Origin of the sequence: Marinobacter sp. DS40M6, assembly GCF_028581595.1 — a bacterium.
In the GTDB taxonomy this organism is placed as follows: domain Bacteria; phylum Pseudomonadota; class Gammaproteobacteria; order Pseudomonadales; family Oleiphilaceae; genus Marinobacter; species Marinobacter salarius.
Map to the genome: position 1 here is coordinate 220,078 of NZ_JAFCAE010000007.1, position 12,672 is coordinate 232,749.

Genomic DNA, 12,672 nt, shown 5'->3' on the forward strand with positions numbered 1-12,672 from the left:
CAACAAGGAGCTCTACCATGGGCGAGGCAAAAAGAAGAAAAGAGACCGGCGCACCGCCGCCCAACAGGAAGAAAGATCGTAAGTCGTTGTATATCGGCATCAGTGTCATCGTTCTTGTTTTTGTTGCGGTGGGCGTCTTTTTCTTGACCGCGAGTCCGGCCCCCACCTCGGATGAGTTGCCGGTTGCCGGCCCCAATGCCGACCCGTTTCCTGCCCAGCTGGATCGCTTTGGCGTCTCCGTTGGTGACGAAGACGCACCCGTGGTGGTGCGGGAGTTCGCAGACTACCAGTGCCCCGCCTGCGCGCGTTTTTCGGACGCCAGCCAGCAGTTGAAACAGGAATACGTGGAGTCCGGCAAGGTGCGGTTTGTGTACTTTGATCTGCCACTCCAGCAACACGACAACGCCATGCCTGCGGCCCAGGCAGCGCGCTGTGCCGGTGACCAGGACAGCTACTGGGTCATGCACGACAAGTTGTTCGACATGCAGACCGAATGGAGCGGCTCCGGCAGCCCAGTTGATACCTTTAGCCGCTACGCTGAGGACCTGGGGCTCGATGAGCGCCGTTTCAGCCGGTGCATGACGACAGATCTTCACGTCGAAGAAATCGAACAGAGCCGTCGAGTGGCCATGCAGCTTCGCGTTACCAGTACTCCAACCGTGTTGGTGGACAATATCCGCCTGACCCGCCCCGGATGGGGACAATTGTCGGCGGTGGTTGAGCGGGAGTTGGCCGGTTCCCAGCAATAATACGGCGACCGGTTCTCCCTGGAAAACTCCCGTACGGCGGGAGTTTTTTAGTTGGGGTCGGGGAATTTCTCACAAAATGAATTATCATTCATGTGCCCTCAAAATCGACGGATAAACGCAAGAAGTTGAGGCTCTGGGGCAAGCCTTCATCAAGGAGCAAGTAGTGATGAATAAGATTGTTTTGGGTTCGGCCTTTGCCGTAATGGCTTCTTTTGCATCCGGTGCGGCTGCACAGGATTCCCTGGAAGGTGGCTATGTGGGCCTCAACTACGCCTTCGTAACCTACGAAGAAGATGGCATTTCAGAAGACTTTGACCTGGGCGCCCTGGTGGGCAAGGCCGGTGCGCAAATCAACCCGTACCTGGCAGCCGAGTTCCGTGCCGGTTTCGGCGCCAAAGACGACTCGACCAGTTTTAACGGTGTATCCCTGGATCTTGAACTGGATTACCTGGTGGGTGGCTACATGGTTCTGGGCCTTCCCAACGAAAGCCCCGTATACCCCTACGCCATTGTTGGCGTCACCAAGGGTGAACTGACGGCCTCCGCGAGCGGGTTTGGTAACTCTTTCAGTGACTCAGAGTCTGAGTCCGATATCTCCTACGGCGTGGGCGCCAACCTGAACATCAACAAGGATTTTCAGGTCAACGGCGAGTACATGCAGTACATCGATAAGGATGGCGCAGAAATTTCCGGCGTCTCCGTGGGTTTTGCTGTTCTGTTCTGAGCATAGCCTGATCACCCGGTGCCGCCTTTGGGGCGCCGGGCATTGTTAATGACGTCCCTGTAACCCCCCGTAATACTCTCCCTCGCCCGTATTCGTTAGAATGGCACCCTCACGCCCGTTGGCGATTATCAACCATGCTCCGGATTTACGGTCCGGCCCGCAGGAGAAACCAGACTCATGAGCCAGGATGTTGTTGTCTGTGCGCTTTATAAGTTCGCAGTCCTGAATGATTACAAAACCCTTCGTCAGCCATTGCTGGATCTGATGTTGGAGAAAGAGGTACACGGCACATTGCTGCTGGCCCGTGAGGGCATTAACGGCACCATAGCCGGCAGTCGTGAAGGTGTGGATGCCATTCGCGGCTGGTTGGAGGCTGATCAGCGGTTCGAAGGCATCGACTACAAAGAATCGTTCGTCGACATCCAGCCCTTCAAGCGGACCAAAGTGAAGCTCAAGAAAGAGATCGTCACCATGGGTGTGGAGGGCATCGACCCGAAACGGATCGTCGGCACCTATGTAGACCCGAAAGAATGGAATGATCTCATCTCCGATCCGGACGTACTGGTGGTGGACACACGCAATCAGTACGAAGTGGAGATTGGGACTTTCCAGAACGCCAGGAACCCGGCCACGGATACGTTTCGTGAGTTCCCGGAGTATGTCAAAGAGAACCTGGACCCTTCGAAACACAAGAAGGTGGCCATGTTCTGCACCGGCGGCATCCGTTGTGAAAAGTCCACGGCGTTCCTGAAGGAGCAGGGGTTTGATGAGGTCTACCACCTGAAGGGAGGTATTCTCCGGTACCTCGAAGAAGTCCCGGAATCACAAAGCCTGTGGCACGGAGAGTGCTTTGTATTCGATGACCGGGTAACGGTGAACCACAAGCTGGAACGGGGTGAGTTCGATCAGTGCCACGCCTGCCGCCGGCCGATCACCGAGGAAGACAAGCAGCGCCCGGAGTATGAGCAGGGCGTGAGTTGCCACCGTTGCATCGATTCGTTGACGGAGGAGCAGAAAGCCCGTTTTGCCGAGCGTGAGCGGCAAATGCGACTGGCGGAACAGCGGGGTGAAACCCATGTGGGCGGTGAAGCGGCACGTCTCATTGCGGAGCGCAAGGCCCGTAAAAAGGCAGAACGTGAGGAGCAGGCCCGCAAAAGTGCTATGGGGGAGCGCCGCGCGAAATCCTGACAGGAAACAAGGAGATTCCATGCAGTTCAGAGCAACCCTGGCGGTCGTCACACTGGCGGCATCGCCCATGGTTTTCGGCCAAGAGTTTGAAGAGTGGGAAGGCGAAGGGGAAGTCGGTGTGCTGATCACCTCCGGCAACACGGAGGAAACCAACGTCAACGGTCGTCTCGGGCTGAAACATGAGATCGCGGACTGGCGGAATACCGGTGATTTCCGTTCAACCTATTCAGAGACGGATGACACCACGACGGCCGAAAAATACAGCGCTGAAGTGCAGTCTGATTACAAATTCGAGGGCAGCCAGTACCTGTTCGTACGCGGAGCGTATGAAGACGATCGATTTTCCGGGTATGACTTCCAGTCCTCGTTGACCACCGGTTACGGTAACCGGGTCTGGCAACGTGGCAAACGTTCTTTTCTTGACCTGTCTGTCGGTGGCGGTTACCGGTTTAACCGGCTCGAGGAACCGGAAGCAGACGGCAATCAGGAGGAAGAAGAAGCCATCGCCCGGTTGGCAGGCAAGTTCGATTACGCTCTGTCCGATACGGCGTTGTTTCGTCAGAAGCTGAGTACCGAAATCGGTCTGTCAGAGAACAACACCATCAGCGAATCGGAAACATCCATACAGGCAACCGTTGTGGGTAACCTGTCCATGAAGGCCGCGTATCTGGTCCAGCATGTTTCCGACGAGCCGGAAGGGGCCGACGACACCGACACCCAGGTGTCTGTGTCACTGCTCTACGGATTCTGACCAGGCGTTATACCCGATTCCTGAGCCCCAGCTCATCCGGGTAGGGGGTCAGGTACTTCTGGCTGCTGAGGTAGTCCACCGGCTCCCGCCGCTGGGCCATCCGCAGCAGGGTCATCGGCACCACCAACGGTACTTCGCCCCGGTGGTAGGCGTCTACCTGCTCCATCAGTACCTGCCGGTCCTCCTCCGCCATGGAATCCCGCAGATAACCCATCAGGTGCTGCATGGCGTTCACGTGGGAACCCCGGCTGACCCGCTGGGTCATCGCTTCCATGAACGACGCGATGTATCGGTCAGCAATGTCTTTCAACGGCTCTGATTTCAGGTCGCCGAGCATTGGCCCCAACTGCCGATAGATCTTCTCGGAATGAGCCAATAGCTGGAACTTGTGGCGGGTGTGGAACTCGATCAGTGCACGGGCGGTGAGGTTGTCGCCAGCCACGTTCTGCATCCAGTCATCGTAGGCAAATACTCGCTCTATAAAGTTTTCCCTCAACATGTCGTCGTTCAGGCGGCCCTCTTCTTCCACCGGCATCAGCGGGTAGCGACGAATCAGTGCCTCAGCAAACAGTCCCCGGCCATCCCTGCGGGTGACATTGCCATCTTCATTGTGCACCTTGATGCGCTCCATGCCGCAGCTGGGAGACTTGGCCATCAGGATGTAGCCCCGCAAATCCGCCAGAGTCGGTAGAACCTGGTCGATAAATCCCTGCATGGCATCCGTATGGTCCGCCGTGCCTTTGGTTTCGATCAGCTTCAGGCCGTCGTGATATTCACGCAGGTGAATGGCGGGCCGGGGCACACCGAGGCCCGCTTCCAGCTCCGGACAGATGGAACGAAACTCGAAATGGCGGGAAAGTACCTGGGTGCAGAAGCGGGAATGCTTGTGGCCGCCATCATGGCGAACTTCCTTGCCCAGCAGGCAGGTGCTGATACCAACGGGAATGCCTGTCACTGTCAGTCTCCGAATCGAAAAAGGTCCTTTAAAGTACGCTTTTCCAGTCTAGACCGATCATCTCCAAAGTTAAAAGCGGCGTGATGAATCACTCAGCGGGAGGCTGATCGCGCCAGGGTCAGGGCATAGATTTCCCGCATATCACGGGCAAACTGCTCGACAGAATAGTCCGCCGCGAACGCCAGTGCGTGCTCGGCCAGTTCCTGGCGCAGGGTGTCGTCTTCCAGCAATTGTTGCACATGGTCACACCACTGGTCCTGCTTTTCCGGCGTCTTGAAGCCGTTGTAGCCGTGGCGCACTACGTCTTCAATGCCACTGGAACGCACCGCCACCACTGGTAACCCGGCGGCCATGGCTTCCAGGATCACCATGCCCTGGGTTTCGGATTTGGAGGCGAACAGGAAGGCATCTCCCAGGTGATACCAGGTGGCCATATCGTCCGGCGGGATGGAACCGACGAGTGTAAAGCAATCCTGAAGTCCCAGTTCATCAATGCGCTGCTGCAGTCGCTCGTGCTGATGCCCTTCACCAATCATCAGGAACCGGAAAGGACGGTCTGTCCGCCGGCGAAGCTCCTCAATGGCATCGATCATGAAATCAATGTTCTTCTCGTTGGACAGCCGCGAGACGCTGACAAACACGGTCTCATTGCCGATGCCCAGGGAATCCCGCAGTTTGCGAACGTCGCTGTCGTCCACTTCCTGGAACTTCTGGTACTCAATGCCCGTCGGCTGAACGAATGTGGGGCTTTTCACACCGATCATCCGCAGGTATTCCTCGGTGGAGTAGGTGGGCACAATCACGCCATCGCATTTGTTGGCGAAACGTTTGATCAGCTCGTGGGAAATCAGGTTGCGGAACAGATTGCCCGGCAGCGGCACGAAGTGGGCATAGTGCTCCAGCCGGGTGTGGTAGGTGTACACCGCCGGTACTTTCAGGCGACGGGCCACGAACAGCCCCAGCGAGCCCAGCCAGATGGGGTGGTGAAGGTGGATGATGTCGGGTTTGAACGCTCTGACCTGTTGGCGGATTCTTGCCAGGAAGATGTTGGCAAGGCGGAACTCCCGTTTCTCCCCCATAGCCAGCAGGGAGGGCACCCGCACCACATTGGTCTCCTCGCGTGGCTGGTCGCGATAGCGGGGGCAAACGATGAGGATGATGTCCCCCAGGGTTTCCAGGCCTTTGCGCAGGCGTGCGATGGAGATGGGCACGCCGCCAATGAACGGCAGGTAGTTGTTGGTGAACATGGCCACCCGCAAGGGTTTCGACAGCCAGGGCTGGGGGTCCAGATCGTAGTCCGGATAGTAGTCTTTCGCCACGAAAATAGCGGTGTAAAGCTTGGTGCTGATCAGTATGAACACTGCCACCAGCAGGATGAAGTTTACATAGCCCACATAAAACAGCGAGTAGATAAAGAACCACAGGGATTCCAGGGTACTCAATACAGGGTGTTGTCTCGCCTCCAGGCGCACCATCGAATGGCTGATTTCGCCGTCGTCGTTCACATCGACGCGCACATAGTGGTAGAAACTGGTGTCGTTGTTCAGCACCAGCCCGCCCGCTCCGCCGGTGGTGATAAAGCGTGTATCACCCTCGACCTGATCCGCGTACAGCGACAGGTTCGCTGAAAACACCATATCCACATCGTGCCGATCGATGGCGTCCATCAGGGCGGTGCGGAACTCAGGGGGGTGCAGGAAATCATTATCCTGCTCGAAAGGGGCTTCCTGATCCGGGTGGAGCAGCGGGTGACCGATGAAGAGAAAACGCAGCCGGTTGGGCTCCTGGCTTAACAGGTCATTGAGCCAGCGGATCTGCCATCGCCAGGGCGTCTTGCTGGTGCTGTCGAGGAAGATCAGGCGGGCGCCGCCGGCCTTGATGCTGAAGAAGTGAGGGCCGAAGTGGTCGTAAAACCGGTAACTGCCAAAGTTCTCGTACTCGTTTTCACCGAAGGTCAGCAGGTAGGGAATGTCCAGGTGGGTCAGCGAGCCCTGGATGGCCCGGTACTTGTCCTCGCCGCCGCCACTCACTGCGTTACCGGCGGACACCATAAAATCCACGCCGGACTGGTTGAGGGCCGGTATCATGCGTTCTTCGAAAACGCCCACGGAATTGTTGATGTTGCCCACGACCGCGAAACTGAAACCGCCATCATCAGAGAGCATGTCGTGAATGCGGGCGACCTGTTCCGTGTGCAGGGCCTCGAAATCCGGCTCGAACAGGTTCAGGTAGGCCTTGTACCCGATCAGCAGCACAACAATCGTCAGGCTGATGTAAAACAGCACTTTTAACGGGTGACGTCGTGTCATTGGGATGCCTTCCTGTTTCTCACCAGTTCCCGCTGCAGTATCACCAGGCCTGCCAGCATGCCGAGGTAGATGGTGATGAATCGCCAGCTAATGGTCACCAGTACCAGGTGGTTGGCCGTGAGTATGTCCTGGAAGAAGCTGCCGAACACCCCTTCCGAAATGCCAGACGCACCGGGTGTGGGTGAAAAGTACATCACAAAGGTGGTAACCACCAGTAGTCCCGTGCTCACCAGGTAGTCTACCTCGTAATCCAGTGCGGAGATTAGCAACGCCGGGAAACTGAATAGGCTGAGCAGGAACACAAAGGTAAACAGCACTGATAGCGCGACGAACTGTTTGGGGCCCCGGAGGTAGTCGCCGAAACTGTGAGAAAAACGCAGCATCTCCCGCTTGGTCTTGAACTGCCAGCGCTGATGCCGGCGTTCCCCGATCAGGTGAAACCGGTGTAGTGTGCTCAAGAGCCGGCCCAAGGGCGCAATCAGCCATCGGGTACGGAACAGCACCACCATGAAAAAACCGAGATACAGGAGAATCAACACAGCGAGCACCGGCCCCAGTTCTCCGACCAGGGGCTGGTTATCCAGGGCATTCAGAGTCAGCAGGAATACGGGGGTCAGCGAAAAGATAAAGATCACCGCGATTACGGTGCGGATGGTGGTGGCCGCCGTGGCGCGGCCGACCGGCACGCCATGGTGTTGGAGATACCAGATCTGCGCGAAGCCACCCCCAGTGGCCATGGGCGTCACGTTGGAGAAGAACAGGTTGATGAACACCAGCCGGAAAATCGCCGGGAAGGGCAGGCGGTGCCCCAGTGCCCGAAGGGTGAAGTGCAACCGCAGCCCGTCCGCCGCAAAGTAGACCACCAGCAGGGCAATGATGGAAACAAGCGCCTGAGGCGAGACCAGTCGGTCGTCGAAGGTTACGCTGCGCCCGGCGAACTGGTCGTACACTGCATAGAGCCCGGCGGCGGTCATGGCGATAAATATCAGGCTGAAAACAGTAAGCCTGCGCCAGGACGCGCGCTGCTGATAATCTTGATCCGGGATGTTGGTCATGGACTGCCCGCCGTTAAGAGACGGGCAGTTTACTGTTGGGGGCGGGGGGCTTGTCCAGTGTCTTGCTAGTGGCCATACACCATCATAGTGGTGTTTTTAATGGCAAAATCCGTGAACTGTACGGAGCCGATACTGGTGCCACCGACTTTGAACACTGGCATATCAATATCGGCCCGGAAGTCTACCTCATGGATGGAAAGGCCTTCCTTTCCAGACGACGCGCTGGTGCCCCTGGACAGCTTCGCGGTGGCACTGGCCATCCCGAAGTGACCCAGGGTATCGTCGCCCCGGCGGTTGTGGATCTGCAGCCCTTCGATGCCAACGGCGGCAAAGTTGAATATTAGAATGACGTCGGCGGCATCCCAGTTGAGATTACCGTTGGTGATTTCAAAGTGGGTGTCGAGCTGCAGTTCCGAGCCAGACACCACGTTACCGTTGGCCAGCGTACGGGTATTGTTACCCTGGTTGCGGATCACCAGATCGGTGGGGCCGATATAACCCTGCAGCATGATATTGGAGAACAGGCTGGCAGTGCCGCCGGAGCCGGTTGCTTCAACACTGTCTACGGCCAGCTCGAAATCCACGGCCTGCAGGTAATCGTCCAGGCTGGTCGGGTCGCCGTAATCTGTGGCACCCAGGTGAATCACCAGGTCACCGCTATCGAACTGTTTGCCGTAACCACCACCCACGGCATAGCGGGCGAGGGCATCGGCCACATCCGGATTGGAGACATCCAGAAGGCCGGCGTCGGCGCGGCGGGCAATCTCGGAGAAGCCGTATTCAAGCACCTCATCCTGGCCGGCAATGTCCAGCGTCAGCTTGAGGTTGTCCAGCACTGTATCGTTCTGACCGGACAGGCGAATGCCATTGACGTTCAGCGAGCCTTCATCCGTCCAGCTCAGTCGGTCCATCTCAATCCTGGTTTCCATCTCGATGGTGACGCCAGTCTGGCCAGTGACGTTGCCCAGGGTACTGTCGTCCAGTGGGCGGAAGTCGGCCATCACCGGCAATGATAGACTGGCGGTCAGGCTCAGGGTAAAGAACCTGCGCAGGGCAGGTCTGAACGGTTTCAGGCGCTTGCGGGCGTTTCGACGTGTCATGGTGGCCCCGGATCGTTGTTGTTATGCCGGCTTCAGACCGGTCTCAGTCATTGTGTAGCCGCAGGGGACAACCTGACCAGCGCAGCGGACTTAGGAGTTTGTTACAGACTGTTACGATAGGTGGGATAGGGACAGGAGTCTGTGAGTCAGGTCACAGACTAGTGTCCCGTTTGGCTAATTCGCTGGCCTACTGCGCGGCGCTGGGGCTCCTGGCCAAGGCGCCAGTGCGCAGGTGTGGTGGCTCCACATCAAGTGCTGGCAACACAGGCCTGGGGCCCTAGCGCCGCGCCCTTCGGGAGCCACTGAGAGCCTTGATAGCAGTGTTGCGCTGACTCGATTTGGAGCCACCAAACCTTCGCCATCGCGCCTTGCTATCAAGGCTCTCAGTGGCTCAGTAGGTCAGCGAATTAGCCAGACGGGACACTAGGCCGAAGGGGCCAAGGCCTGGTGAATCAGCGCCTTCTGGTGAGCGCCGAAATCCGCCACCAGTGCCTCGGATTCACCAGCATCCCGCGCCAGGATGGCATTCGTCAGATTGGTAAAGAAACGGCCGGTACGGTCCAGATCCTGCCGGTATCGGTCTGCACTCAGATAGTAAGCCCGGCTGACAGCGGGCTTGAAGTTGGTCAGAGCCTCCGTGAGGTAGGGATTGCCGACGACTTGGCAGCAGACGCCCATTACTTCAAAGCTCGCTTCCACAATGGCCGTGATATTGGCGTCCTTGCGCTGCATCTGGCCAGTGACGTGTCCAACCGCTGACAACAACGCGGCTTTGTCCTCTTCCCGCCAACGCTCACACAAACGCCGCGCCAGCATGATTAACAGGTGCATGTACACGTCATAGAGCTCTGAGGCATGCACCGCATCCAGCTTGGTGGCCGACGCGCCCTTACGTGGGGTGATCTCGATCAGGTGCCAGCGTTCCAGGGTATATAGGGCCTCTTTCACAGATGCCCGGCTTACCTTCAGTTCCGTGGCGGTCGTCGCCTCCTGCAAACGCTCTCCGGGTTTTATCTGCCCGGTCATAATGCGCTCGGCCAGATAGTTGGCAATCTGCTCGGCGAGGGTGTTGGGGACCTGGAAATCCATGGTTTAAAAGGCCTTATTATCGTCCAGACGCAAAAGTAGCACTATATTAATGGGCTGGCGGAAGAGTTGATACTGGGTTGCGAGAGAATTTGCCAGGGAGTTTAGGGACAGGCATTGCCGCGTGGATAACAGACTGAGTTGAACCTCGCTGTTTGTTTGCTTGGACGTAAACGCTGATTTGGTAGAAATCGTGTTTACCTGCTAGCTTAATTGTAGTGAATCGACTTTCAACTTGATGATAGTGATTATTCCGCTTCATGACTCTTGTCATGGAGGTCAGTGGAATGTAATTGATTTATGAGTTGTTGCTTTGCTTCTTAATGAGAGAAGCAAAACAGTAAGGAGGCATGGATGAGCCCCACCAGATTTTTGTCTGTTCCGAACTTAGTCGTCGGCCTTGTAGCGATACTCTCGTTTTCAGCGAATTCCGCAGAATCACCTTTCCCCGACGAAGTTGTCCAGCCTACCGAGCTAGGGGCGACGCCGCTACGCCTTGGGCGTGATTACAGCATCCTGGATCTTGGAAATATTTCCTCTGAAATGTCTGGCAGTCAAGTAGAGGCGTTGTTGGGGCCTCCTGCTGACCGTACCTCCCATGGCAACCTTTCCCACTGGCACTATAACGTCAACTTTTCCATCGCAGGCGGTGACAGTGAACTGGTCTGCCAATACAAAATCGTTTTCAGGCCTGATGGAACAGTCGAGTCGACTCACTGGCGCCGACACACGTGTGAGAACCTGGCTCAGACATTGACCGTCCCGCCACCGGCGGAGGCGAAGCCTGAACCGAAGGTACAGGTAGTAACTCTCTCCGCAGATATTCTCTTTGGTTTCGGTGAGTCGGAACTGACCTCCCAGGGCAAGGACCGTTTGCGAGAAGTCGCCGAAAATCTGCAGGCCGCCTATCAGAACCCGATGGTCACGTTGATCGGACACACGGACCGGCTCGGCTCTTTCGACTCCAACATGGGCCTCTCTCAGCGCCGGGCTGAGGCGGTGCGACGTCAGTTGGCGAAATCCGGCCTGAGTAATAGCGCAATGATCGCTGAGGGGCGAGGCGAGACGGAGCCTGTTGTGGTCTGTCAGACCGATCAAGTGGAAGAGCTGAAGCAATGTCTTCAGCCGAATCGTCGAGTTGAAATTGAAGTTTTCGAGCGGCGAGTCGGGGATAGCTCTTAACGAATAGCGTGAGGGATAGAAGGTGCTACGAAGAGGCTAGTTGAGCTTCTTTGCGTATTTGTTAGTGGGGGGGAATATGCGTGACCTGACAGCAGTGATGGTAACCAACAAGGAAACTGGTCAGAGCTCAGAAGTAGAGCTCGATGCGTTGGATAACCCGACTAACAGCGTAATAACGCTTTCGGTTGGCCCCGAGGAAATTGCGTCCATTGACACGGTGGCAGACGATTTGCTGGTCACCCTCACGTCGGGAGAGTCGATTGTCATCGAGGGGTTTTTCGCTCCGGGTGACGACCAGAGAAACGAACTGGTTCTCAAAGACTCCAGCGGTATTTTTTGGTGGGGGCAGTACGATTCGCCCTGGTCTGAATTTTCCTTTGCTGAGATAACCGTTGATGAAATTGCGGGTGCGGGTGCGGGTGCGGGGGATGGGTCCGGCTGGTGGCTGCTAGCGGGGATTGGCGGAGCTGCCGCGGTGGCCGGTGCAGTGGCTGTTGGATCATCTGGTGGATCCTCATCGGGTGACTCCGCAGGAGATGACGTTCCTCCTGACGTATCCCGGGCCAGCGTTAGCGATACTGGTGACCAGGTTAGAGGCGTTGCTGAACCGGGTAGCACCGTAATCGTCGCCTATGCCACCAGTGGTATCGAGCTGGGCCGGGCTACCGTCGGTGATGACGGCAGGTACAGTATCGACTTGGACGAGCCGCTAACCAACGGCGAAGTGATGGTGGTTACTGCGACCGATGAGGCCGGCAACGAATACTACCGGGCCACAGTGACTGCGCCTGACATGACAGCTCCGGATAGCCCGAGCGTCGACTTCAACGACGCTGGCAATGAAGTTAGCGGCACGGCCGAACCGGGCAGCGTAGTGACCGTCACCGATGGCAGCGGTAACGAACTGGGCAGCGCCACCGTTGACGATAATGGTCAATACCTGGTCAGCCTGGATGAACCGTTGACCAATGGTGAGAGTGTTGAAGTCACCAGTACCGATGGGGCGGGCAACGTGTCTGCCCCGACCACTGCTACCGCTCCGCATATCCCGACGATTGATACGGCCACTGACGATACCGGTAGTGTGACGGGCGATCTACCGGCCGGATCGAGCACCGATGAGACCACGCCGATCTTGAGCGGTACTGCCGAAGCGGGCAGTACGGTGACAGTGTTCCTGGATGGTAATGCGATCGGTACAACGGTGACGGATAGTGGGGGGAACTGGAGTTTCGAAACACCGGCCCTGGCGGAAGGTGGCCACAACTTCACCGCCATGGCCACTGATGTGGCAGGGAACGAATCGCCTGTCAGTAGCACGTTCGAACTGACCGTAGACACAGTGGCTCCGAATGCACCGACGCTGGCGTTGGCGAACGACACCGGCACCGACGGCGATGGCGTGACCATCGACGGTACCGTCACGGTCGGTGGCCTGGAACCCGGAGTCACCTGGTCGTACTCCACCGATGGCGGGACCACCTGGAACGACGGCACCGGCAATGGCTTTGAGCTGCCGGCGGGCGAGTACGCCGAAGGGGAGGTGCTGGCGCGCCAGACCGACGAGTCGGGC

The 12,672-nt window shown here is 57.4% G+C and carries 11 protein-coding genes; 6 read left to right on the forward strand and 5 right to left on the reverse strand.

Features of this window, described 5'->3' with window-relative positions:
• Positions 1–17: 17 nt before the first annotated feature.
• The 4 genes from JJO78_RS17765 to JJO78_RS17780 all read left to right on the forward strand — a co-directional run bounded on the left by JJO78_RS17765 (position 18) and on the right by JJO78_RS17780 (position 3,412).
• Positions 18–749, forward strand: coding sequence for a DsbA family protein (locus JJO78_RS17765; protein WP_085679329.1), 732 nt, complete (start codon positions 18–20; stop codon positions 747–749).
• Between the two features lie 166 nt (positions 750–915).
• Positions 916–1,473, forward strand: coding sequence for a porin family protein (locus JJO78_RS17770; protein ID WP_228211016.1), 558 nt, complete (start codon positions 916–918; stop codon positions 1,471–1,473).
• 177 nt (positions 1,474–1,650) lie between these two features.
• Positions 1,651–2,661 (forward strand): oxygen-dependent tRNA uridine(34) hydroxylase TrhO, encoded by a 1,011-nt coding sequence (gene trhO / locus JJO78_RS17775; protein ID WP_151982957.1) that lies wholly within the window; start codon positions 1,651–1,653, stop codon positions 2,659–2,661.
• 19 nt (positions 2,662–2,680) lie between these two features.
• Complete coding sequence (locus JJO78_RS17780; protein ID WP_126811704.1) at positions 2,681–3,412, forward strand: DUF481 domain-containing protein; 732 nt, start codon at positions 2,681–2,683, stop codon at positions 3,410–3,412.
• Positions 3,413–3,419: 7 nt separating this feature from the next.
• On the opposite strand, the gene JJO78_RS17785 is transcribed toward JJO78_RS17780, so the two are convergent.
• The 5 genes from JJO78_RS17785 to JJO78_RS17805 form a co-directional block, all read right to left on the reverse strand.
• Positions 3,420–4,367 carry a YbgA family protein gene (locus JJO78_RS17785; RefSeq protein WP_091642961.1) on the reverse strand — a complete coding sequence of 316 codons (948 nt, stop codon included), beginning with the start codon at positions 4,365–4,367 and terminating at the stop codon, positions 3,420–3,422.
• A gap of 92 nt (positions 4,368–4,459) precedes the next feature.
• Positions 4,460–6,676 (reverse strand): glycosyltransferase, encoded by a 2,217-nt coding sequence (locus JJO78_RS17790; protein WP_199480827.1) that lies wholly within the window; start codon positions 6,674–6,676, stop codon positions 4,460–4,462.
• On the reverse strand, positions 6,673–7,731 hold the full coding sequence (locus JJO78_RS17795; RefSeq protein WP_273624322.1) for a lysylphosphatidylglycerol synthase transmembrane domain-containing protein: 1,059 nt from the start codon (positions 7,729–7,731) through the stop codon (positions 6,673–6,675). Before JJO78_RS17795 ends, JJO78_RS17790 begins: the two co-directional genes overlap by 4 nt.
• 65 nt (positions 7,732–7,796) lie before the next feature.
• Positions 7,797–8,831, reverse strand: a complete 1,035-nt coding sequence (locus tag JJO78_RS17800) for a DUF6160 family protein (protein ID WP_273624323.1) — start codon at positions 8,829–8,831, stop codon at positions 7,797–7,799.
• A gap of 423 nt (positions 8,832–9,254) precedes the next feature.
• Positions 9,255–9,920, reverse strand: coding sequence for a GntR family transcriptional regulator (locus JJO78_RS17805; RefSeq protein ID WP_228211018.1), 666 nt, complete (start codon positions 9,918–9,920; stop codon positions 9,255–9,257).
• Between the two features lie 351 nt (positions 9,921–10,271).
• On the opposite strand from JJO78_RS17805, the gene JJO78_RS17810 reads away from it, so the two are divergent.
• The gene (locus tag JJO78_RS17810; protein ID WP_127401818.1) at positions 10,272–11,099 is read left to right on the forward strand and encodes an OmpA family protein; all 828 of its coding nucleotides are present in this window, start codon (positions 10,272–10,274) and stop codon (positions 11,097–11,099) included.
• A gap of 76 nt (positions 11,100–11,175) precedes the next feature.
• The coding region (locus JJO78_RS17815) for an Ig-like domain-containing protein (protein ID WP_273624324.1) at positions 11,176–12,672 on the forward strand (1,497 nt) is incomplete at its 3' end.